Genomic DNA, 21,436 nt, shown 5'->3' with positions numbered 1-21,436 from the left:
CTCAGCGCGCCCGTGCCAGATCACGTAAGAACTGCAAGGCGTCGGTCGCCAGCGGTTGATACTGATTGAGAATGTCGGCCAGGCCGATCCAGAAAATCCCCATACCCAACACCAGGGTCAACGGGAAACCAATCGAAAAGATGTTCAACTGCGGTGCCGCACGGGTCATCACGCCAAACGCGATGTTGACCACCAACAATGCGGTAATCGCCGGCAGCACCAGCAACAGCGAAGCCCCCAGCACCCAACCGAGGCGCCCGACGGTTTCCCAGAAGTGATTGACCACCAACCCCGACCCCACCGGCAAGGTGGTGAAGCTTTCGGTCAGCACCTCGAACGCCACCAGATGCCCGTTCATCGCCAGGAACAGCAAGGTCACCAGCATCGTCAGGAATTGCCCGATCACCGCGGCCGACACACCGTTAGTGGGGTCGACCATGGAGGCGAAGCCCATGCCCATCTGGATCGAGATGATTTGCCCGGCGATCACAAACGCCTGGAAGAACAGTTGCAGGGAAAACCCCAACATGGCACCGATCAGGACTTGTTCAGCGATCAGCATCAGGGCACTCAGGTCCAGGGCATTCACCGACGGCATGGGCGGCAAGCCCGGCACCAGCACCACCGTGATCGCCACCGCCAAATACAGGCGCACCCGGCGTGGCACCAGGGTCGTGCCGAACACCGGCATGGCCATCAACATGGCCGTCACGCGGAACAACGGCAGGATGAACGACGCCACCCACGTGCTGATCTGGGTGTCGGTCAATGCCAGCAGGGAATTCACCCGATCAGCCGATCAACTGAGGAATACTGCCGTACAGCTGCAGGATGTATTCCATAAAGGTTTGCACCAGCCACGGGCCGGCGACGATCAGGGTGATCAGCATCACCAGCAGGCGCGGCAGGAAGCTCAAGGTCTGTTCGTTGATCTGGGTGGCAGCCTGGAACATCGCCACCAGCAGGCCCACCAACAGGCTCGGCACCACCAGCACGGCAACCATCATGGTGGTCAGCCACAGCGCTTCTCGGAACAGGTCGACGGCTACTTCTGGCGTCATTGCGCTATACCCCGCCGAAACTGCCGGCCAGGGTGCCGATAATCAGCGCCCAACCGTCTACCAGCACAAACAGCATGATCTTGAACGGCAACGAGATGATCAGTGGTGACAGCATCATCATACCCATGGCCATCAGCACGCTCGCCACCACCAGGTCGATGATCAGGAACGGGATAAAGATCATGAAGCCGATCTGGAACGCGGTCTTCAACTCGGAAGTCACAAAGGCCGGTACGAGAATGGTCAGCGGCGCCTGGTCCGGGGTCGCGATGTCGGTACGCTTGGACAGGCGCATGAACAGCTCAAGGTCACTGGAGCGGGTCTGCGACAGCATGAAATCCTTGATAGGGACCTGTGCCCGGTCAATCGCCACCTGGGCGGTGATGGTTTCCGCCAGATAGGGCTGCAGGGCTTGCTGGTTCACCTTGTCGAACACCGGCGCCATGATGAACATGGTCAGAAACAACGCCATGCCGGTGAGGATCTGGTTCGACGGCGTCTGTTGCAGGCCCAGGGCCTGACGCAGGATCGAGAACACGATGATGATCCGCGTGAAGCTGGTCATCAGCATCACAAACGCCGGGATAAAGCTCAGCGCGGTCATGATCAGCAGGATCTGCAGGCTGACCGAATACTCCTGGGCCCCGGCCGCGTTGGTACCCAGCGTAATCGCCGGGATCGACAACGGGTCGGCGGCAAACGCCAACGGCGCCGCCAGCCACAGCATGAGCGTCAATAACACGCGCATTACTTCTTATCCTTCTGATCCTTGCCCAACAGTTCCATCAGGCGCTGAGCGAATTCGGGCGTGGCGGGCTTGGACTGATCCACGTTCACCGGGGTCTTGAGCACATGCAACGGGGTGATGCGGCCAGGAGTGAGGCCCAGCAGGATCTGCTCTTCACCCACTTGCACCAGCACCAGCCGATCACGCGGGCCGAGGGCGCGGGAGCCGATCATCTCGATCACCTGCGCGTTACCCGGACCCACCTGCTGTACGCGGCGCAACAGCCAGGCCAACACGAAGATCAGGCCAACCACCAGCAACAGCCCCAGCACCAGTTGGGTCAACTGGCCACCGAGGCCGCTGCCGACCGGCGCCGCCGCGGCGGCCGCCTGGGCCACCGGCTCTGCGGCCCAAGCGCCCAATGGCAGCGCGACCAACAGTCCCACCATCAGCCGCTTCATATCAGCGCAACTTCTTGATGCGTTCGCTTGGGCTGATCACGTCCGTCAGGCGGATGCCGAACTTTTCGTTGACCACCACCACTTCACCGTGGGCAATCAGGGTGCCGTTGACCAACACGTCCAAGGGCTCACCCGCCAGGCGATCCAACTCGATCACCGAGCCCTGGTTGAGTTGCAGCAGGTTGCGGATGTTGATGTCGGTGCTGCCCACTTCCATGGAAATCGACACCGGGATGTCGAGGATCACGTCCAGGTTCGGCCCATCGAGGGTCACCGGGTCGTTGTTCTTCGGCACGCTGCCAAACTCTTCCATCTGCAGGCGGTTACCTGCGGGGGCAGTGGCGGCATCGGCGGCCAGCAGGGCGTCGATATCGTCCTGGCCAACATCGCCGGTTTCTTCCAGGGCCGCAGCCCATTCGTCAGCCAGAGCCTGGTCTTCGGCGGAAGTGTTTTCGTGTTCGGTAGCCATTACATGTCCTCGGCGGAGCAAACATTCATAAATAGGGGATGCATCAGCGACGGTTGATCGGCTCAACCACTTGCAGCGCCAGGTTGCCCTTATGGGAACCCAGCTTGACCTTGAACGACGGCACGCCGTTGGCGCGCATGATCATTTCTTCCGGCAATTCGACCGGGATGATGTCTCCCGGCTGCATGTGCAAAATATCCCGCAGGCGCAATTGGCGACGTGCCACGGTGGCGCTCAGCGGCACATCGACGTCCAGCAAGTCTTCGCGCAAGGCCTTGACCCAACGCTCGTCCTGGTCGTCCAGGTCGGACTGGAAACCGGCATCAAGCATCTCGCGCACCGGCTCGATCATCGAGTACGGCATGGTCACGTGCAGGTCGCCGCCGCCGCCATCGAGTTCGATGTGGAAAGTGGACACCACAATCGCTTCGCTCGGGCCGACGATGTTGGCCATGGCCGGGTTCACTTCCGAGTTGATGTACTCGAAATTGACTTCCATGATCGCCTGCCAGGCTTCTTTCAAATCGATGAAGGCCTGCTCCAGCACCATGCGCACGACGCGCAATTCGGTGGGGGTGAATTCACGGCCTTCGATCTTGGCATGACGACCGTCACCGCCGAAGAAGTTGTCCACCAGCTTGAACACCAGTTTGGCGTCGAGGATGAACAGCGCAGTGCCGCGCAACGGCTTGATCTTGACGAGGTTAAGGCTGGTGGGAACGTACAGCGAATGCACGTACTCACCGAACTTCATCACCTGCACGCCGCCCACCGCCACGTCCGCCGAGCGGCGCAGCATGTTGAACATACTGATCCGGGTGTAGCGAGCGAAGCGTTCGTTGATCATCTCCAGCGTCGGCATGCGTCCACGGACGATGCGATCCTGGCTGGTCAGGTCATAACTTTTGACGCTGCCGGGCTCGGCAGCCATTTCGGTCTGTACCAGACCGTCGTCGACGCCATGCAACAGCGCGTCGATTTCATCCTGGGACAGCAGGTCTTGCACGGCCATGTCGTGATCCTACTGCAATACGAAGTTAGTGAAGAGCGCCTGCTCGACCACGACTTTGCCGAGCTCCTTCTGGGCCACTTCCTGCACGCTGGCAGTGACCTTCTGGCGCAGCATTTCCTGGCCCACCGGGGTGGCCAAGGTGTCGAAGCTCTGCCCGGAGAACAGCATCACCAGGTTGTTGCGGATCACCGGCATATGCACTTTGAGGGCATCCAGGTCCGCCGCATTCCGTGCCAGCAAGGTGATGCTCACTTGCAGGTAGCGTTGACGACCGTTCTGATTGAAGTTGGCGACAAAGGCCGGAAGCATCGGCTCGAAGATTGCCGGTGGCTTGACGTTACTGGCGGTTTCGGCGGCAGGTGCCGGTTTGCTTGCACTGCTATGCATGATGTACCAAGTGCCGCCCACCGAGGCCCCGATGGCCAGGAGCAGGCCCACGACTATCATCAGGATAAGCTTGAGCTTGCCTTTGCCTGCCGGTGCGGGTGCTTTTGCTGCGTCGTCGCTCTTCGCCATGCCAATAATCCGTCACTATTCGGGAATTCATAGATCTACGGATAGGCAAGAGCAAGTGTTATGCCAGAGTTGTCTGGCAGGCAGAGACGAACGAACACCACAAAACAAATGTGGGAGGGGGCTTGCCTCGATGAGGGTGTGTCAGTTCATACATCGGTTGACTGATACACCCTCATCGGGGGCAAGCCCCCTCCCACAATTTGGATCTGTACGCGGCTCAAGTCAGGCGTAGTAATCCACGGCGCTGGAGCCGATCACTGTAGAGCTCACTGGCACCACGGCTTCAGCCACATCAATGTGGTTGCCACTGTCGCCGCTGTCAGCCCCTCGCCCGCTGCGACTCACGCCACTGGTCTGGGCCTGCTGCTGTTGCTGCTCCTGGCCACGGGATTGGTCGGACACGTTGACGTCCACCTGCCCCATACCCTGTTGCGCAAACATTTCCCGCAGGCGACCCGACTGGCTTTCCAGCGCTTCACGCACCACCGGGTGGGCGCTCATGAAGTTGACCTGGGCTTGCTGGTCGGCGGTCATGTTGACCTTGATATCCAGACGACCGAGTTCAGCCGGTTGCAACTGGATCTCCGCCGACTTGAGATTGGCGCTGGACAGGTACATCACCCGATTGACGATCTCGTCGGTCCAACCGCTCTGGTGCATGGCCAGTGGCGCATTCGTCACCGGCGGCAAAGCGTTGGCCGTTCTCGGCGTGGCCGCCTGGGTCAATGCCGCCAAACGATTGGCGAAATCATCGACACGGGTGTCGCTGGTGGCGTTTTTAAGGTCTTTGAGGCCGTCTTCGATCAAGCCGCTGAAGGCCTTGTCACCGCCTTGGTCAGTGCTGTCTTTGGTGGCTTGCTGGTCGACCATTGTGGCCAGGCCAGCGGCAAAGTTCTGCGCGGCGGTTGGCTGGTCCTGGGTAGTCGTCGGTGCGGTTTTGGCCGGCGCCTGACTGCTGGCCGACACATGCCCGCCCTGCTCCATCGCCAGGCGCACGGCCGGCATGGCATCCAGGGGATCGGCCTCAGGATCGAAGGCCGGCTTGACCTCCTCGGTCGCCACGATGGGCGCAGCGACCAACGGCTGGGCCTTGTCGTCCTGGGCGGCAGCGGCGGGTTCCGGGGTTTCCACCGGCACGACCACCGGCAAGACCACAGGCGTGACAGCGGCAATCATGGCCGGGTCGACGACGGGATCAGTCGGGGGCTGCTGCGCGAGTGCTGGATCGGCGGGTGCGTCGTCATCCTTATTGGCGCTGTCGTTGGACGGCTTGGCAGGCAAGGTCTTGCCGCTATCGGCAACCGCCGGTGTACTGGCGGCAGGCTTGTCGGTACCGGCAGCCGGCTTGGCGCTGGCGTCGACAGGCTTGTCGCGTGTGGGTTTAGCCGCGTTGTCGTCGGTTTTGACCGACGGTTTCGAGCCTTGGCTGGCGAACACTTGAGCGAAGCCAGGGCCCTTGTCCCGTGGGTCCGCAGCCGCTACCTGGGGGTTGGCAGCGGGCGCTTGAGGCTTGGCCGCGGGGGCAGCCTGAAGAAGCGAATTGGGGGCGACTGGCATAGGTAAAGGTCTCCACTGCATGGGGGTCGGGGATGCAGTACCTGGAGGTAGAGCAAGAGTTGGGCCAGGTTTCTTGGATTGCGGTTTTTTGGGTGGGCCTATCCGTTATTCGGTAACGGACAGGTCACCCATCAAAGTTGAAACCGTTGCCTTTCGTGCTCATACAACGGCCGCACCAACGCAAACTCCCGATCAATCTGATCCACCAACTCCCCCAAGTCCGAAGCCGGCTCAGAAGACCTGGCCTCAAGCGACTGACACAACTGCGCCAACCGCAGCGCCCCAAGGTTCCCACTGCTCCCCTTGAAACTATGCGCAATCCGTCCCAACGCCTTGGCATCATCCCGCGCCTGGTGCAGGGCCTCGATGCGTTTCTGGGAGTCATCAAGAAAGGTATCAAGCAGCTTGGGATACTCGCCCTCCATAACCTCCTGCAAACCCGACAACACCTGCGGGTCCATATGAATCTCTGCCACTTGCTCGCTCCTTGATCAAGAATCGGCGGATTATGCCAGAGCCCCCCAGCAAAACTCCACGCAGACACTGCGCCCGCCGTCAGACCAGCGTACGTCGCTGCTCAACTGGCGCACCAGGCTAAGGCCCCGACCCGACAGACGATCGACGTCCAGCGGCCGTGCCAGCATCTGTTCCACGTCGAAACCCGGCCCGCTGTCTTCCAGGCGCAACGTCATTTTGCCGCCCATGTGGGTGGGCACCACCTGCACATGCACCCGCACGTAACCGCTGTTCAACTTCGCCAGGCGGTCATTGCGCTGGCGGTAATATTCGGCAAACCCCTGGGCATTGCGCTTGAGCCGCGAGTCCAGCCCCAGCACACCATGTTCCAGGGCGTTGGAATACAGCTCAGCCATCACGCTGTAGAGCGCCCCGCTCTGCTCGCGCAGGCCGTGGATCTCAAGCAGCAGTTGCAGCAGATAGGGCAAAGGGTTGTAGCGCTTGAGGGTCTCGGCGCGAAACTCGAAGCTCACCGACCAATCCAGCGGGCAGGATTGGCCGCTGTCGGCATACAACGGCCCGGTGGCGCGCAGGGATTGGCCGTGCTGCAGGGTGATTTCCACCATGCTCACGTCGTCACGCGCTTCACCGCGAAACGCCGCCAGGGCCTGTTCGATATCTTCAAACAGACGATTGGGCTCGCGATTGGCCGCAAAGACCTGCTGCAAACGCTCAGCGCCGAACAGTTGATCGTTGGCATCTGCGGTATCCAACACGCCGTCGGACAGCAGGAACACACGGTCGCCCAACGCCATGGGCCAGACTTCGGTGCGGTCATCAAAGGCTTGCGCCGACAACACCCCCAACGGCAAATGCCGCGACTGCATCGGGGTGCGCTTGCCACTGGCGATGTCATGCACATAACCGTCGGGCATGCCCCCGTTCCACACCTCCACCACGCGCCGCTCGGTGCTCAGGCACAACAGGGTGGCGCAGCAGAACATGTCTACCGGCAGGATGCGCTTGAGCTTGGCATTCATCTCCCGAAGGATCTGCGTCAGGCCATAGCCCTTGGCGGTCATGCCGTAGAACACTTCCGCCAGGGGCATAGCGCCCACCGCCGCCGGCAAGCCATGGCCGGTGAAATCGCCGAGCAGCACGTGCATGTCGCCTGACGGCGTGTAGGCCGCCAGCAGCAGGTCGCCATTGAACAGTGCATAGGGCGATTGCAGGTAGCGGATGTTCGGTGCGGCATTGATGCAGCCGGAGTGGGCGACCTTATCGAACACTGCCTTGGCCACGCGCTGCTCATGCAGCAGGTAGTCGTGGTGCTTGGCAATCATGTCGCGTTGCTGCAACACCGTGGCTTGCAGGCGGCGCAGGCGGTCCATGGCGTTGATCTTGGCCGCCAGGATCAGTTGGTTATAGGGTTTGGGCAGGAAGTCATCACCGCCGGCATCCAGGCACTCGGCCAGGGCAGCGCTTTCGCGCAGGGAGGTGAGGAAAATGATGGGGACCAATTCTTCCCCCGCCAGTTGCTTGATCCACCGCGCAGCGCCGTAGCCATCCATCACTGGCATCAAGGCATCCATCAGCACCAGCTGCGGCCGTTCGCGGGCGAAGACTTCGACGGCTTCCTCGCCGTTGGTAGCGGTGAGCACCTGATGCCCCTGGCGCCGCACAATGGTCGACAGCAACAGAAGATCGGCAGCGTTATCATCGGCGATCAGGATCGTCAGCGGCTCAACCGCGGGGGCCTGGGCGCTCACTTGATGTCGAACAGCTTGTCGAAGTTGGAGATGGCGAGGATCTTGCGCACATCGGAGTTGGTGTTGACCACCTCAACCCGCGCCTCTTCGCCGCCAGCATGGTCCCTCAACAGCAGGAGCATGCCCAAGGCCGAGCTGTCCATGTACGTGGTTTCTTTCAGATCGACCACATACAGCTCAGGCACTTTGTAGTAACGCTCGTAGGCGTCACGAAACGTCTGATGACTGCCGAAATCAAACCGTCCCTTGATAGCGATCGTCAACTTCTTCCCGTCCAGGGATACTTCTGACTCGATTGACATGCGACTGCTTCCTTGTCATGGGCATAGACACAAGGTGTAGCAGGCGAATGAGATCCGGGCAACACCGCAGGTCAAATGCGGAAGAGGGCCTGGTCCCGATAGCCGTGGGTCAGTCAACAAATTCAGTGACCGATCTATCGCTATCGGGGGCAAGCCCCCTCGCACATTCAGAATTGTGATTGGCGGGGAAGACGTTGTGATAGCTCATCGAGCAACTTCTGCTCACGCTTGTCTTCCAGCGCCCGCGCTTCATCGATATAGCGCCGCACCAGCTTGCGCAAACCTTCGACCCGGGCAAACGCCTCTTGCCAACTTTCGCGGGCCTTATCGAGATTGTTCTGGTGCCAGGCCAGGCTCTGGCGCTGTTGGCCCACGGCGGTTTCCAACTGGTTGAGAAAGCCCTGGTAGCCCATCAGCCACTGACCCGAAACGCCCTTGGTGCCGCGCTCGATCCATTGCTGTTGGTACTCGCCGCGAAAGCGTTCCAGGTCACCCAACTTGCTTTCCGCCAAGCGCACTTGGCCCTGGAAATAACCCAGGCGCTGTACGGCGGTTTTTTCGGCCTTTTCGGCCATGTCCACCACGGGGGCCAGGCGCGCAGCGCGGCTGTTGGCCATGGCTTAGCCGCCTGGCGCAGGGGCGAAGATGGAATGCAGATGCGCTTCGCTTTCACCCATGCTGATCTTGTCGTTGAGGCCTTGGCGCAGGTAAGTCACCAACTGCGGTTGCAGGGCGATCGCCAGGTCGGTGTCGCGATCGCCACCGGCCACGTAGGCGCCAACGCTGATCAGGTCGCGGCTCTGTTGATAGCGCGACCACAACTGCTTGAACTGTTGCGCGCGGACCATATGCTCCGGCGTGACCACCGCCGGCATGACCCGGCTGATGGACGCTTCGATATCGATAGCCGGGTAGTGCCCTTCTTCGGCCAAACGGCGCGACAGCACAATGTGGCCGTCGAGCACGCCCCGCGCCGAGTCGGCGATAGGGTCCTGCTGGTCATCGCCTTCGGACAACACCGTATAGAACGCAGTGATCGAGCCGCCACCGGCCTCGGCATTACCGGCGCGCTCCACCAGTTTCGGCAACTTGGCGAACACCGACGGCGGGTAGCCCTTGGTCGCCGGGGGTTCGCCGATGGCCAGGGCGATTTCCCGCTGGGCTTGGGCAAAACGGGTGAGCGAGTCCATCAGCAACAGGACGTTCTTGCCCTTGTCGCGAAAATATTCGGCGATGCGCGTGCAGTACATGGCCGCGCGCAAACGCATCAACGGCGCATCATCCGCTGGGGAGGCGACGACGACGGAGCGCTTGAGGCCTTCTTCACCGAGGCTGTGCTCGATGAATTCCTTAACTTCCCTGCCCCGCTCGCCGATCAGCCCCACCACGATGATGTCGGCCTCGGTAAAGCGCGTCATCATGCCGAGCAACACCGACTTACCCACACCGGTACCGGCGAACAGGCCCAGACGCTGGCCGCGGCCGACCGTCAATAAACCGTTGATGCTGCGGATGCCCACATCCAGCGGCACGCTGATGGGGTTGCGGTTGAGCGGGTTGATGGTGGGGCCGTCCATCGGCACCCAGTCTTCGGCTTTCATGCCGCCCTTACCGTCCAACGCACGACCGGCGCCGTCCAGCACCCGGCCGAGCATGCTCATGCCCATGGGCAGGCGGCCGGTATCGGCCAGCGGTACCACGCGGGCGCCGGGGGCGATGCCCGCCAGGCTGCCGACGGGCATCAGGAAGATCTTGTTGCCGGAAAAGCCCATCACTTCCGCTTCGACCTGCACCGGGTGGTAGCTGTCGTCGTTGATCACCATACAGCGGCTGCCCATGGCGGCGCGCAGGCCCTCGGCTTCGAGGGTCAGGCCGACCATGCGCAACAGACGCCCTTCAAGGATCGGCTGGCCGGGCAATTCAGTGGCCTCGACGTAGCCGCTCAGGCGCTTGACGAAGCTGGTGCGATCAAGGCGCATCGGCGGCGTCCAGGTCGACGCTGAGGTCAGGTTCGGCAGGGTTCAACACCTGCTCGTGGACTTGATCCAGCAGCTTGGCCATGATCTGGCTGATGCGGGTTTCCACCGTCGCATCAATGCGGCTGTGTTCGGTCTCGACCCGGCAACCACCGGGCTGAAGCGCTGCGTCTTCGACGATGCGCCAGGTTTCTTCATGGCGCTCGCGCAGGGCTTTGACCTGTTCGAAATCCTGCGGGTTGATGTACAGCCGCACATTGCCGACACCCAGGGGCAGCAGCTTGAGTGCTTCGCGCATCACGCTTTCGATATGGCTGGAGTCGAGCACCAGTTCGCGCTGGATCACCTGGCGTGCAATATGCTCCACCAGGCCGACCATGGATTTTTCAATCTGCGCATCCTGCTCGGCGATAGGATCGAACAACACCCCCATCAAGCGTTCCAGGCTGGCCAGCTTGACGCTCAGCGCCGCTTCGGCCTCTTGGCGCACCTTGAGAGTGGTGCTGCGAAAACCGTCTTTTTCACCCGCAGCGAAGCCTTCGTTGTAAGCCTCCTGGCGGATGCTTTCCAACTCTTCCAGGGTCAGTGGCTGGACTTCTTCCAGCGGCACTTCTTCCATTTCCACCGGCGTTTCTTCAACGGGTTCCGGCTCAGGCTCGGGCACATGCGGGTCGAAGCTGGGCAACGACCAGATGTCGAACCCACCGACATCCCGTGCGCGAATCAGATCGCTGGGCGCCTCATCTTTGTTCGACATCAGGGGCGCCTTAGATCATTTCTTCGCCGCCCTTCCCACCGAGAACGATTTCTCCGGCTTCGGCCATACGGCGGGCAATGGTGAGGATTTCTTTCTGCGCGGTTTCCACGTCGCTGACGCGCACCGGGCCTTTGGCTTCCAGGTCGTCGCGCAACAGTTCGGAAGCACGCTTGGACATGTTCTTGAAGATCTTCTCTTTGACGCCTTCGTCCGAGCCTTTGAGGGCAAGCACCAGCACGTCGGAGGACACTTCGCGCAGCAACGCCTGGATGCCACGATCGTCGACATCGGAGAGGTTGTTGAACACGAACATGAGGTCTTCGATCTGGCCGGACAGGGTGTCGTCGATCTCGCGGATCGAGTCCATCAACTGGCCTTCGACCGAACTGTCGAGGAAGTTCATGATGTCTGCCGCACGCTTGATACCACCCAAGGTGGTCCGCGAGGCATTCGAGTTGCCGGAGAACTGCTTCTCCAGGATGGTGTTCAATTCTTTCAGGGCCGCCGGCTGCACGGTGTTCAGCGACGAGACGCGCAGGATGATGTCCAGGCGCACTTTATGGTCGAAATGGCCGAGCACTTCACCGGCCTGGTCCGGGTCGAGGTACGCCACCACGATGGCCTGGATCTGCGGGTGTTCAAAGCGGATCACGTCGGCGACGGCGCGCGGTTCCATCCACTTGAGGCTGTCCAGACCGCTGGTGTTGCCGCCCAACAGGATGCGGTCGATCAGGCCGTTGGCCTTGTCTTCGCCCAGGGCCGAGGTGAGCATCTTGCGGATGTAGCTGTCGGAGCCGACGCCCAGGCTGGTCTGGTCGCCGACGATCTCGACGAACTCGCTCATCACCTGCTCGACTTGCTCACGGTGCACATTGCGCATCTGCGCCATGGCCACGCCCACACGCTGGACCTCTTTGGGCCCCATGTGGCGCAGCACTTGGGCGGCATCGGTTTCACCGAGCGACAGCAGCAGGACTGCGGCTTTGTCGACCTTGGTGAGCTTGGCAACAGCGGCTCGATCACTCATCTGCGTTAATCCACTCTTTCACGACCTGGGCCACACGGCCCGGGTCTTCTGCTACCAGACTTTTGATTGCGTTCAACTGAGCGTCGTAACCTTCGCTCGGGCTTGGCAACAGGATGCTTTGCGGGCCGCCGAGGCTGACGCGGTCGTTGGCCAGTTCGCCGTCCAGGCCGCCCATGCCACCCAACTCGACGTCACTGCCGCCAAACGCCGCCAGTTGTTTGTTCTTGCCGTTGCCGGTGATGTTGTTGAGCACCGGGCGCAGCACGCCGAACACCAATACCAGGATGAACAACACACCCAGCACTTGCTTGACGATGTCCCAGAACCACGGCTGGGTGTAGAACGCCGCTTCGGCGATGACTTCACCGCGCTCGGCGGAGAACGGCATGTTGATCACGCTGACGCTGTCACCACGACTGGCGTCAAAGCCGACGGCGTCCTGCACGAGGCGAGTGAAGCGCGCCAATTCGTCGGCGCTCCACGGCGCACGGGTAACGGCGCCATCCGCCGCATTGACCTTGACCTGGTCATCGACCACCACCGACACCGACAGGCGATTGACGCGACCCTGCTGCTGCTTGGTGTGGCTGATGGAGCGATCGAGTTCGAAGTTCTTGGTGGACTGGTTACGCTTGTCCGCCGGGTACGGGGCGAGCATCGGTTGGCCGGTGGCCGGGTCCATGATCTGCTGGCCGTTGGCGTCCAACAATGGCTGGCCGGGCTGGATCGCGCCAGCGGTGGCAGCAGCGCCACCGGTGGTTTGCGGGGCCGAAGCCGGGGCTGGCGGCTGGTTGCTCAGGGCACCCGGCACACCTTGCGGACCATTGCTGGCGGTGCGTTGTTCGCTGGTGGACTGTTCGCTGCGCAGCGCTGGCTGGTCCGGGTTGAACTGCTCGGAGGTCGACTCGACGGCACTGAAGTCCACGTCGGCGGAGACCTCAGCCTTGTAGCGGTCGTTGCCCAGCACCGGTTGCAGGATGTTGTGCACACGCTGGGTGAGCATGCTTTCCATACGGCGGCTGTAGTCGAATTGCTTGCCGGCCTGGGTCAGCGCGGAGTTTTCCGCCATGTCGGACAACAGGTTGCCCTTCTGGTCGACAACGGTGATTTGCGACTTGCTCAGTTCGGGAACGCTGGTGGCCACCAGGTTGATGATCGCCAGGACCTGACCAGGCTCCAGCGAACGGCCGGAAAACAGTTCCACCAGTACCGAGGCACTTGGCTTGCGCTCGTCGCGCACAAACACCGAGCTTTTCGGAATGGCCAAGTGCACACGGGCGCCCTTGACGTTGTTCAAGCTGGAGATGGTGCGGGCCAGCTCGCCTTCCAGGCCACGACGGTAGCGCGTGGCTTCCATGAACTGGCTGGTCCCGAGGCCCTGGTCCTTGTCGAGGATTTCAAAACCGATATTGCTGTCGGACGGCGTTACGCCGGCAGCGGCAAGCTTCATGCGCGCACGGGCCACGTCATCGGCCTTAACCAGCAGCGCGCCGGAGTTGGGCTCTACGGTGTAGGCGATGTCGGCGGCGGCGAGGGTTTCCATGATCTGCTTGGAATCCATGCCCGCCAGGCTGCCGTAAAGCGGACGGTAATCGGGTTGTTGCGACCACAACACCACGGCGAAACCAATCGCCACGCTGGCAGCCAGGCCGACCATCAGGCCCACCTGACGCAACATGGTCATTTCCGAGAGGTTTTCCAGGAACGACAGGCCAAACAGCGGCGGCTTGCCGTCTGCCTTGGCGGGTACGTTGTCGGAGACTGCTTCTGCCATGACTTAAATCTCGCCCTTAAACCGGCATCTGCATGATGTCTTGATAGGCCTGAACCAACTTGTTACGCACTTGGGTCAGAGCCTGAAAGGAGACGCTGGCCTTTTGCGAGGCGACCATCACATCGGTGAGGTCCACGCCGCTTTTGCCGATCTCGAACGCGGTGGCCAACTGGCTGGAAGCTTGCTGGGTGTCACTGACTTTGTTGATGGCCTGGCCGAGCATGTCGGCGAAGCTGCTTTGGCCCAATTCCGGCGCTGGCGCGACGGATTTCGGTTGAGCCATGGCATCCATTTGCATGGAGCGCATATCCAACATCAACCGATTGAACTCAATACCCTGGCTCATGAACTTCTCTCTCCAACCCGCAAATTTTTGACACTACGCAGCGATTACTAGGGGAGGTAGCAACAAGGGTGCCAGCTCTGTATCAACTCGTAAGAAAAGGCGACAAACCTTATCGCCGTTGTTACCGGTTATGTGGCGAACAGATACGCCTCGACGTCCATCCCGGCGTCGCGCATCTGCGCCAGCTTGTAGCGCAGGGTGCGCGGGCTGATGCCCAGACGCTCGGCGGCCTCTTTGCGACGGCCGCGCTCGGCGCGCAGGGTGTCGATGATCATCTGGAATTCGCGGCGACGCAGGTCGTCACCCAGGGCACCGGCAGACTCAGCCTCTGCAACCACCGGCGTGGGCGCCAAGGTAGGCAATGGGGCCGCACCACTGCCCATGGCCAGGCAGAAATCCTGGGGCTGGATCAAGCCACCCTGTTGCAGAATCAGCGCGCGCTGGATGGCGTTATCCAACTCGCGCACGTTGCCCGGCCAGGGATAGCTGATGAGACACGCTTGCGCCTCGGCCGAGAGCCGCGCCTGGGCGTGCTTCATTTTTTTGACGTGGTTGTTCAGCAAGCGCTCGGCCAGCGGAATGATGTCCGCCGGACGCTCACGCAGCGGGCGCCAGGCCAGGGGGAATACTGATAGCCGGTAGAACAGGTCTTCGCGGAAGCGCCCCGCCGCCACTTCGCCAGCGAGGTCGCGGTTGGTGGTGGCGACCACACGGATATCCAACTGGATCGGTTTACGCGCACCGACGCGCTCCACTTCGCGCTCTTGCAGCACCCGCAGCAGCTTGGCTTGCAGGCCCAGAGGCATTTCCGAGATTTCATCCAGCAGAATGGTGCCGCCATCGGCCTGTTCGAACTTGCCAGCCTGGGCCGCGATGGCGCCAGTGAACGAGCCTTTTTCATGACCGAACAAGGTGGCTTCAAGCATGTTGTCGGGGATCGCCGCGCAATTGATGGCGATGAACGGTTGTTTGGCGCGAGTGGATTGCTGGTGGATGTAACGCGCCAGCACCTCTTTACCGGTACCGGACTCGCCGGAGATCAGCACCGTGGAATCACTGCGCGCCACCCGGGCCGCCAGCTCAAGCAATTGCGCACTGGCCGGCTCGAAGGCAATCGGGCCTTCGCCTTCGTTGGCAGGGATCACGCCCAGGGCGTGCCGCGCCACCAGTTCGATCAGCGCCTTGGGTTCGAACGGCTTGACCAGGTAATCCGCCGCTCCTTGGCGCATGGCGTCCACCGCACGCTCCACCGCACCGTGGGCGGTCATCAGCAATACCGGCAGTTGCGGTTGGCGCGCGCGCAGCAAGGCCAGTAACTGGTGGCCGTCCATGCCCGGCATGTTCACGTCACTGACCACCAGGCTGAAGGTTTCCTGCTCCACCGCGTCCAAGGCGTCCTCGGCAGAACCGACCGCCCGGTAGTCATGACCCGCCAACAGCAGCGTGTCCGCCAATGCTTCACGCAGGGCGCGATCGTCTTCCACCAACAGAACCTTGATAGCCATTACTTTTTACTCCGCGCTTGCCGCGCATGAAAACAGCGGCAAGCTCATCAATGCACAAGTGCCACGCCCCAGCCGGGAATGCAGCTGCAATTCTCCCTGATGGGCACGCGCCACAGCCTTGACCACGGTCAGGCCGAGGCCGGTTCCATTGGTCTTGGTGGTGAAAAAGGGTTCGCCAAGGCGCTTAAGCACCACAGGATCAATGCCGGCACCGCTGTCGCTGATGCACAGGCGCAGGGTCTGCTCGCGGTTGTACAGGTGCACCTTGAGCCGTGCGCCCGGGCCGCTGGCCTGGATAGCGTTTTCGATCAGGTTGAGCAACGCGCCCACCAGGGTGTCGCGATTGCACAGCAACTCGCCAAGGTGGCTGTCGCACTGCCAACGCACCTGAGTGTCTTGAATATGGATGGCCGCCGCCGCTTGCAGGGCCTGCATCAATTGGGCAGGCGTCACTCGGTCGGTCAGCGGCAATTCGCCGCGGGCAAATACCAACATGTCGCGTACCTGATGCTCCAGTTCGTGCAGGCGCTCTTTGAGACGGCCAGCAAACCGCTGCTGCGTGGCAGCGGGCAATTGTTCATCAGTCAAATGACTGGCGTAAATCAAGGCCGCCGACAACGGCGTACGGATTTGATGCGCCAAAGAAGCGACCATTCGGCCCAACGAGGACAAACGCTCGTGGCGCGCCAATTGGTCTTGCAGGTGACGGGTTTCGGTCAGGTCGTTGAGCAGCACCAATTGCCCTGGCTCAGCGTCCAGGGAACGGGTAGCGATGGACAGGCGGCGCCCGTCTTTAAGGGAGATTTCGTGACCATCATCCTCGCGCGGCGCAAAGCACCGGGTAATGACGTGGCGCCACAGCTCGCCTTCCAGCGGCAGGCCGAGCATGTCGCAGGCTGCCGGATTGGCTTCGCGCACGCGGCCCTCTTCGTCAATGACGATAACGCCACCGGGCAGCAGCGACAGCAGGTTCTGCAGACGGTTGGCCAAGCGCTCTTTCTCGGCCAGCTCTTGCATGCGCTGGGCGCTAACCACCGCCAGTTCGCCTTTCAGCTCGCAGACCCGGGCCTCCAGCAGGCTGTAGGAATCAGTCAGTTGGCTCGACATCTGGTTGAACTGCGAGAACGCTTGTTCAAGACCCTGGCGGGTCTGCGGTTCTACAGGCGCAATCAGTCCCTGGATGGCAGGGGCCGAAGATAGTTGGGCGGCGTGGGGCATCATGCTCTCTCGCTTGGCTGACCGTCAGTTAAACGGAACGTTGCGAGGGCTGTAGCAATACTTGTGCCGAAAAAAAACCGCTGATTAATCAGCGGCTTGAAAAACAGGCGTCAATCATCTGCCTGTTCATCACCTTCTCGGCGGCTCATACCGTACTTGCGCATCTTCTCCACCAGGGTGGTTCGACGGATACGCAGGCGCTCGGCGGCACGGGCGACAATGCCGTTGGCGTCGTCCAGGGCCTGTTGGATCAAGCCTTGCTCCAGGTTGCCGAGGTAGTCTTTGAGGTCGAGACCTTCCGGCGGCAGCATGGCGGTAGAACCGAAGTCCGGGGTATGGCCGTTGATGGCGACCCGCTCTTCCATGTCACTGCGCAGGCTGTCGACCATCTGCTCGTCTTCGTCGTCGACGTAGCGGAATTTCTTTGGCAGCTCGACCACGCCGATCACACCGTAGGGGTGCATGATCGCCATGCGCTCCACCAGGTTGGCCAGCTCACGGACGTTGCCCGGCCAGCCATGGCGGCACAGGGACATGATCGCAGCGGAGTTGAAGCGAATCGAGCCGCGCTTTTCGTGTTCCATGCGCGAGATCAGTTCATTCATCAGCAGCGGGATGTCTTCTACGCGCTCACGCAGCGGGGCCATCTCGATTGGGAAAACGTTTAGGCGGTAGTACAAGTCTTCACGGAAGCTGCCCACCTCGATCATGCTTTCGAGGTTCTTGTGGGTAGCAGCGATGATGCGTACGTCGACGCTCTGGGTCTTGTTGCTGCCCACGCGCTCGAAGGTGCGCTCCTGCAATACGCGCAACAGCTTGACCTGCATCGGCAACGGCATGTCGCCGATTTCGTCAAGGAACAGGGTGCCGCCGTTGGCCAGCTCGAAACGCCCGGCACGGCTGGTGATCGCCCCGGTAAAGGCGCCCTTCTCATGGCCGAACAGTTCGCTTTCGAGCAGCTCTGCAGGGATCGCCCCGCAGTTGACCGGCACAAATGGCCCGTCGCGGCGCTTGGAATGGTAGTGCAGGTTACGCGCGACCACTTCTTTGCCAGTGCCCGACTCGCCGAGGATCAGCACGCTGGCGTCGGTATCGGCCACTTGCTGCATCATCTGGCGCACGTGCTGGATGGCGCGGCTGGTGCCGACAAGGCTGCGGAATAGATTAGGTTCGCGGTGGCGACCGCGCTCGCGGGCCTGGTCGTACATCTCGCGATAGACCTGGGCACGGTGCAGGGAATCAAGCAATTTGCTGTAGCTGGGAGGCATTTCCAGGCTGGAAAGCACGCGGCGGCGCTGGTCTTCCGGCAGCTCGACAGAAGAAATATCACCAATCAGCAGGACCGGAAGGAACTCATCCCACGTAGACAGTGTCTTTAACAAGCCCAAAACAGCGCCTGGAGCATTTACTGTCCCGATCAGCACACAAATGACATCACGGCTCGATGACAATGAGCTGGCCGCCTGCTGCCAGTCATGGCTACCGCAGGGCAGATTTTCTTCGCCAAGAAAATTCAAAATCACCGCCAAGTCGCGGCGGCGGACGCTATCGTCATCGATTAGCAGAATTTTGGTTTCACGCCACATGCAATAGCAACTTCCCTAGTAAAACTTCCTGCCCCGAGATTGAGGGCAATCGAGGCGCCTGTAAGACTTCTTACCTTATAGACGTCTGAAATCTGAAAACAGCACTAGTTAAGTCAAAAATGCTGGCACGGTCAAATTTATGACGCGCCGGTAGGATTAACTTCGACTGTTCAGCCGAACAGATGGTAAACCTTTGACGCATTTTTCGCTTGGTTGATCTGCGACATCTCTTCGAAAATCGCCTGGCGTTCGCCGGTCGTCACCTCAAGCAATTGCTGGTATACCGCCAACAGACTCTCAAGCTTTTCACGCAACGCATCCTCATCCACCGGTGCTTCGCTGAGCACCTGCTCGATCACGTCGCGACAGCCCATATCCAGCTCGCCAATGGCGTCCCAGTTACGGTCTGCCAGCGCGCCCATCAGCGCCTCACGGGTTTCATCAATGCGTTGCAGTGCTTGGCTCATGACGTGTTCCTCAAGGCACCCAGGCCTTATTCTGCTGCAGCCTGTGGCGCGCCAATCGCATCCCAGCCTTCTTTAACGGTAATCATCAAACGAGCAACTTCGTCGATCATGTCAGCGTCGTTATGCAGGTTGGCTTCCATCAGACGGTTGGTCATGTACGCATACAGACTTTCCAACTGCTGAACGTAAGCCGGGTTATCACTCTTTTCAGCGTTCAGGCCGTCACGCAGACCGATCACGATATCGATGGCCTTGCCGAGCATCAGCCCCTTCTGGGCGATGTCGCCACGCGCCAGCGCGCCCTTGGCCTGGGCCATGCGGTCGAGCCCGCCTTCCATCAGCATCTGCACCAGGCGATGAGGGCTGGCTTCGGAGATCTGAGCATGGGAATTGACCTTCTGGTATTGGCGAAGGGCTCTCATGGGATTCATGTTTCTACCTCGTGACGGGCGACAGCGAAAAGGATTCTAGTAACCAATATGTCGACGGGTTCGCAAAAAGCTTTAGGGCCAGTTGTCCCGCGATAAAAAAAGGCCAGGCAGATTGCCTGGCCTTTTTCATGCGCAGGCATCAACTATTGGTCTTGACGTTGTTCAAGGCGTTGAGCGTGGTCATGACGCTGGTGCTTTGCTGGCGCAATTGGGCGACCAGGGTGTCCATGGCGTTGTATTTGGCCGACAGGCTGCTGGTGAGCAGGGTCATGCGCTCGTCCAGGGACGACTGCTGCTTGGTCAGGTCTTTGAGTGTGTCGGACAAAGACGTGGAGCGTGTCGCCAGGATGCCCGTCGTGGACTTGGCGTAATCATCCGTGGCGCTTTTCATACGCGCCAGCATGCCGTCAGGGCCGCTGAACATACTGTTGATATCGGCTGCGTTGGTTTTTACCGCTGCGTCCCACTTTTTGTCGTCCAGGGCCAACAAACCGTTGCTGGAACTGGTGGTGACACCAAATTGAGCCAGGGACTTGAACTTGCCTGTTCCCGACAGCTGGTTGAACTCGTTACGGATTGCCGCCTGCAACGAGCGCATGGTGGAGTCACCGGTGAGGGTTGCCGCCGTGGTGCTACCATCCAGGTTAGTGGTGACCTTGGTTTCAGCGTTCATCGCAGTAATCAGCGCATTGTAAGTATCTACAAAACCCTTGACCCCTGATTTGAGTGCCGCGTTGTTGGTACTTACAGTAATCAGCGTGGCGGTTCTATCCGGATCCTTAGCTGTGTCACCCGCCGTCTTGAGCGCCGACACCGATACCAGCTTGATATTCACGCCGCTCAATGCGCCTTCGATGCTGTTGGTCTTGGAGACAGAAGCAACACCATCGATGCTGTAAAGCGCATCCTTGGGCTCATCAACTACTGTAGCGCCGACATCCAAGCCCGAATTACCTGAAAGCTTCAGATCCGACCCCGTCCCCATGGTCGTCGAGGTCAGAATCAGCCGCGAACCATTGGAGTCGGTCTGGATGTTCGCACTCAATCCCGATGTGCCGAATTGAGTGTTGACCGAGTCACGCACCTGCTGCAAGGTTGCACCGACAGGAATGTTGACATCATAAGCTTTGCCCGACTGCGAGATGGTCAGGGTGGTTGGTTTGTCGGTGGCATTCACCACCGTCGACGTGCCGCCAGCAAAGTTCTTGCTCGACAACTTGGACGCTTGAGCCAACTGATTGACGATCAGGCGGAAACTACCGTTGGAGGCAGTATTGCTGGCAGTCATGGTGGCGACTTTTTCATCCGAGGATGAACCAGTCAACCCCGTGAAGCTGGAACTAGTTGCCATATTGTCCAGCGCACCACGAAAGGCATCCAGCGCCGCCTGAATCTTGCCGATCGAAGACAGCGTGGTGGTCGCCTTCTGAGACGCGGTATTGATCTGCGTTTGCTTGGGCACCTTTTCGGCGTTAACCAAGGATGTCACGATCGCTTGCGTATCGATGTTCGAACCGATACCACTTACCGTTGAACCCGCCATCATCTATCTCCTGTTCGGTGGCTGCCGTTATCTTGACTTATTACGCCTCAAGACCGGACAGCAACAAGTTTCATGCCAGCTCAGGCCTTGTCGTCAAACAACAGGTTGCTTGCGCTGCTGAGGTTCTGTGCCAGCTTCAATGCTGTTTCCGACGGAATCTGGCGAATCACTTCACCATTGTCGGTATTGATGACCTTAACCACCACACGGTGGGTGGAATCATCAATGGAAAAATCGAGGCTACGCTGGGTAGCTTGAACGAAATCGCGAATATCGGTGACTGCTTTTTCCAGGTCGGCGCGTGCGGGCTCTTGGCTAATCGCGGGCGTTGCCTGGACATTCACAACGTTGTTGTCAGCCACTACCTTGGCAGGTGCGCTTTGAGGTGCAACCGGCGGATAAGACTGGTTCAGCTTTACACTCATGTCCATGTCCAATCTCCTCTAAACCGAAAAAACGGAAGGGCACGTAGACGC

24 protein-coding genes are annotated in these 21,436 nt (G+C 60.4%); all 24 read right to left on the bottom strand.

Features of this window, described 5'->3' with window-relative positions; genetic code table 11:
- Position 1: 1 nt before the first annotated feature.
- The 24 genes from fliR to ACEN2T_RS03925 all read right to left on the bottom strand — a co-directional run bounded on the left by fliR (position 2) and on the right by ACEN2T_RS03925 (position 21,391).
- Positions 2–787, bottom strand: a complete 786-nt coding sequence (fliR, locus tag ACEN2T_RS04040; RefSeq protein ID WP_032887898.1) for a flagellar biosynthetic protein FliR — start codon at positions 785–787, stop codon at positions 2–4.
- Positions 788–791: 4 nt separating this feature from the next.
- Positions 792–1,061, bottom strand: a complete 270-nt coding sequence (gene fliQ / locus ACEN2T_RS04035) for a flagellar biosynthesis protein FliQ (RefSeq protein ID WP_003214552.1) — start codon at positions 1,059–1,061, stop codon at positions 792–794.
- A gap of 4 nt (positions 1,062–1,065) precedes the next feature.
- The gene (fliP, locus tag ACEN2T_RS04030) at positions 1,066–1,809 is read right to left on the bottom strand and encodes a flagellar type III secretion system pore protein FliP (RefSeq protein ID WP_032887897.1); all 744 of its coding nucleotides are present in this window, start codon (positions 1,807–1,809) and stop codon (positions 1,066–1,068) included.
- Positions 1,809–2,249 carry a flagellar biosynthetic protein FliO gene (fliO, locus tag ACEN2T_RS04025; protein WP_032887895.1) on the bottom strand — a complete coding sequence of 147 codons (441 nt, stop codon included), beginning with the start codon at positions 2,247–2,249 and terminating at the stop codon, positions 1,809–1,811. Before fliO ends, fliP begins: the two co-directional genes overlap by 1 nt.
- A gap of 1 nt (position 2,250) precedes the next feature.
- Positions 2,251–2,718, bottom strand: coding sequence for a flagellar motor switch protein FliN (gene fliN, locus ACEN2T_RS04020; RefSeq protein ID WP_032887893.1), 468 nt, complete (start codon positions 2,716–2,718; stop codon positions 2,251–2,253).
- Positions 2,719–2,761: 43 nt separating this feature from the next.
- Complete coding sequence (gene fliM / locus ACEN2T_RS04015) at positions 2,762–3,730, bottom strand: flagellar motor switch protein FliM (protein WP_010208755.1); 969 nt, start codon at positions 3,728–3,730, stop codon at positions 2,762–2,764.
- 9 nt (positions 3,731–3,739) lie between these two features.
- On the bottom strand, positions 3,740–4,246 hold the full coding sequence (gene fliL / locus ACEN2T_RS04010) for a flagellar basal body-associated protein FliL (RefSeq protein WP_032887891.1): 507 nt from the start codon (positions 4,244–4,246) through the stop codon (positions 3,740–3,742).
- Positions 4,247–4,468: 222 nt separating this feature from the next.
- Entirely contained in the window at positions 4,469–5,803 is a 1,335-nt protein-coding gene (locus ACEN2T_RS04005; protein WP_442116345.1) for a flagellar hook-length control protein FliK, read from the bottom strand.
- A 131-nt stretch (positions 5,804–5,934) separates the two neighbouring features.
- Complete coding sequence (locus ACEN2T_RS04000; protein ID WP_032887887.1) at positions 5,935–6,279, bottom strand: Hpt domain-containing protein; 345 nt, start codon at positions 6,277–6,279, stop codon at positions 5,935–5,937.
- 30 nt (positions 6,280–6,309) lie between these two features.
- Positions 6,310–8,028: an ATP-binding SpoIIE family protein phosphatase gene (locus ACEN2T_RS03995; RefSeq protein ID WP_032887885.1), complete on the bottom strand. Its 1,719-nt coding sequence runs from the start codon at positions 8,026–8,028 to the stop codon at positions 6,310–6,312.
- The gene (locus tag ACEN2T_RS03990) at positions 8,025–8,330 is read right to left on the bottom strand and encodes an STAS domain-containing protein (protein ID WP_122764585.1); all 306 of its coding nucleotides are present in this window, start codon (positions 8,328–8,330) and stop codon (positions 8,025–8,027) included. Before ACEN2T_RS03990 ends, ACEN2T_RS03995 begins: the two co-directional genes overlap by 4 nt.
- 167 nt (positions 8,331–8,497) lie before the next feature.
- Positions 8,498–8,947: a flagellar export protein FliJ gene (gene fliJ, locus ACEN2T_RS03985; RefSeq protein WP_442116344.1), complete on the bottom strand. Its 450-nt coding sequence runs from the start codon at positions 8,945–8,947 to the stop codon at positions 8,498–8,500.
- A 3-nt stretch (positions 8,948–8,950) separates the two neighbouring features.
- A complete protein-coding gene (gene fliI, locus ACEN2T_RS03980) occupies positions 8,951–10,309 on the bottom strand; it encodes a flagellar protein export ATPase FliI (protein WP_032887880.1) in 1,359 nt (452 codons plus the stop codon).
- Complete coding sequence (gene fliH, locus ACEN2T_RS03975; protein ID WP_032887879.1) at positions 10,299–11,063, bottom strand: flagellar assembly protein FliH; 765 nt, start codon at positions 11,061–11,063, stop codon at positions 10,299–10,301. Before fliH ends, fliI begins: the two co-directional genes overlap by 11 nt.
- A 10-nt stretch (positions 11,064–11,073) precedes the next feature.
- Positions 11,074–12,090 carry a flagellar motor switch protein FliG gene (fliG, locus tag ACEN2T_RS03970; protein WP_032887877.1) on the bottom strand — a complete coding sequence of 339 codons (1,017 nt, stop codon included), beginning with the start codon at positions 12,088–12,090 and terminating at the stop codon, positions 11,074–11,076.
- Positions 12,083–13,864, bottom strand: a complete 1,782-nt coding sequence (fliF, locus tag ACEN2T_RS03965) for a flagellar basal-body MS-ring/collar protein FliF (protein ID WP_032887876.1) — start codon at positions 13,862–13,864, stop codon at positions 12,083–12,085. Before fliF ends, fliG begins: the two co-directional genes overlap by 8 nt.
- Positions 13,865–13,880: 16 nt before the next feature.
- Complete coding sequence (fliE, locus tag ACEN2T_RS03960; protein WP_017134937.1) at positions 13,881–14,210, bottom strand: flagellar hook-basal body complex protein FliE; 330 nt, start codon at positions 14,208–14,210, stop codon at positions 13,881–13,883.
- A gap of 128 nt (positions 14,211–14,338) precedes the next feature.
- Positions 14,339–15,715, bottom strand: coding sequence for a sigma-54-dependent transcriptional regulator (locus tag ACEN2T_RS03955; RefSeq protein ID WP_122754429.1), 1,377 nt, complete (start codon positions 15,713–15,715; stop codon positions 14,339–14,341).
- Positions 15,716–15,721: 6 nt separating this feature from the next.
- The gene (locus ACEN2T_RS03950) at positions 15,722–16,933 is read right to left on the bottom strand and encodes a sensor histidine kinase (protein ID WP_442116409.1); all 1,212 of its coding nucleotides are present in this window, start codon (positions 16,931–16,933) and stop codon (positions 15,722–15,724) included.
- Positions 16,934–17,043: 110 nt separating this feature from the next.
- Complete coding sequence (locus tag ACEN2T_RS03945; protein ID WP_032887872.1) at positions 17,044–18,519, bottom strand: sigma-54 dependent transcriptional regulator; 1,476 nt, start codon at positions 18,517–18,519, stop codon at positions 17,044–17,046.
- A 170-nt stretch (positions 18,520–18,689) separates the two neighbouring features.
- A complete protein-coding gene (gene fliT, locus ACEN2T_RS03940; RefSeq protein WP_028617332.1) occupies positions 18,690–18,986 on the bottom strand; it encodes a flagellar protein FliT in 297 nt (98 codons plus the stop codon).
- 26 nt (positions 18,987–19,012) lie between these two features.
- Complete coding sequence (fliS, locus tag ACEN2T_RS03935; RefSeq protein WP_032887870.1) at positions 19,013–19,417, bottom strand: flagellar export chaperone FliS; 405 nt, start codon at positions 19,415–19,417, stop codon at positions 19,013–19,015.
- 139 nt (positions 19,418–19,556) lie between these two features.
- Positions 19,557–20,960 carry a flagellar filament capping protein FliD gene (fliD, locus tag ACEN2T_RS03930; protein ID WP_442116343.1) on the bottom strand — a complete coding sequence of 468 codons (1,404 nt, stop codon included), beginning with the start codon at positions 20,958–20,960 and terminating at the stop codon, positions 19,557–19,559.
- Positions 20,961–21,040: 80 nt separating this feature from the next.
- Entirely contained in the window at positions 21,041–21,391 is a 351-nt protein-coding gene (locus tag ACEN2T_RS03925) for a flagellar protein FlaG (protein WP_122754432.1), read from the bottom strand.
- Between the last annotated feature and the right edge of the window lie 45 nt (positions 21,392–21,436).

This window comes from Pseudomonas sp. W22_MBD1_FP4 (assembly GCF_052113765.1).
GTDB lineage: Bacteria > Pseudomonadota > Gammaproteobacteria > Pseudomonadales > Pseudomonadaceae > Aquipseudomonas > Aquipseudomonas sivasensis.
This window is presented reverse-complemented; position numbering and strand designations above follow the sequence as displayed.

Excerpts from the sequence above, each read along its gene's own strand:
- fliQ (WP_003214552.1), bottom strand. The coding sequence starts at position 1,061 with ATGACGCCAGAAGTAGCCGTCGACCTGTTCCGAGAAGCGCTGTGGCTG.
- fliP (WP_032887897.1), bottom strand. The coding sequence starts at position 1,809 with ATGCGCGTGTTATTGACGCTCATGCTGTGGCTGGCGGCGCCGTTGGCG.
- fliO (WP_032887895.1), bottom strand. The coding sequence starts at position 2,249 with ATGAAGCGGCTGATGGTGGGACTGTTGGTCGCGCTGCCATTGGGCGCT.
- fliN (WP_032887893.1), bottom strand. The coding sequence starts at position 2,718 with ATGGCTACCGAACACGAAAACACTTCCGCCGAAGACCAGGCTCTGGCT.
- fliM (WP_010208755.1), bottom strand. The coding sequence starts at position 3,730 with ATGGCCGTGCAAGACCTGCTGTCCCAGGATGAAATCGACGCGCTGTTG.
- fliL (WP_032887891.1), bottom strand. The coding sequence starts at position 4,246 with ATGGCGAAGAGCGACGACGCAGCAAAAGCACCCGCACCGGCAGGCAAA.
- ACEN2T_RS04005 (WP_442116345.1), bottom strand. The coding sequence starts at position 5,803 with ATGCCAGTCGCCCCCAATTCGCTTCTTCAGGCTGCCCCCGCGGCCAAG.
- ACEN2T_RS03990 (WP_122764585.1), bottom strand. The coding sequence starts at position 8,330 with ATGTCAATCGAGTCAGAAGTATCCCTGGACGGGAAGAAGTTGACGATC.
- fliJ (WP_442116344.1), bottom strand. The coding sequence starts at position 8,947 with ATGGCCAACAGCCGCGCTGCGCGCCTGGCCCCCGTGGTGGACATGGCC.
- fliI (WP_032887880.1), bottom strand. The coding sequence starts at position 10,309 with ATGCGCCTTGATCGCACCAGCTTCGTCAAGCGCCTGAGCGGCTACGTC.
- fliH (WP_032887879.1), bottom strand. The coding sequence starts at position 11,063 with ATGTCGAACAAAGATGAGGCGCCCAGCGATCTGATTCGCGCACGGGAT.
- fliG (WP_032887877.1), bottom strand. The coding sequence starts at position 12,090 with ATGAGTGATCGAGCCGCTGTTGCCAAGCTCACCAAGGTCGACAAAGCC.
- fliF (WP_032887876.1), bottom strand. The coding sequence starts at position 13,864 with ATGGCAGAAGCAGTCTCCGACAACGTACCCGCCAAGGCAGACGGCAAG.
- fliE (WP_017134937.1), bottom strand. The coding sequence starts at position 14,210 with ATGAGCCAGGGTATTGAGTTCAATCGGTTGATGTTGGATATGCGCTCC.
- ACEN2T_RS03955 (WP_122754429.1), bottom strand. The coding sequence starts at position 15,715 with ATGGCTATCAAGGTTCTGTTGGTGGAAGACGATCGCGCCCTGCGTGAA.
- ACEN2T_RS03950 (WP_442116409.1), bottom strand. The coding sequence starts at position 16,933 with ATGCCCCACGCCGCCCAACTATCTTCGGCCCCTGCCATCCAGGGACTG.
- ACEN2T_RS03945 (WP_032887872.1), bottom strand. The coding sequence starts at position 18,519 with ATGTGGCGTGAAACCAAAATTCTGCTAATCGATGACGATAGCGTCCGC.
- fliT (WP_028617332.1), bottom strand. The coding sequence starts at position 18,986 with ATGAGCCAAGCACTGCAACGCATTGATGAAACCCGTGAGGCGCTGATG.
- fliS (WP_032887870.1), bottom strand. The coding sequence starts at position 19,417 with ATGAATCCCATGAGAGCCCTTCGCCAATACCAGAAGGTCAATTCCCAT.
- fliD (WP_442116343.1), bottom strand. The coding sequence starts at position 20,960 with ATGGCGGGTTCAACGGTAAGTGGTATCGGTTCGAACATCGATACGCAA.
- ACEN2T_RS03925 (WP_122754432.1), bottom strand. The coding sequence starts at position 21,391 with ATGGACATGAGTGTAAAGCTGAACCAGTCTTATCCGCCGGTTGCACCT.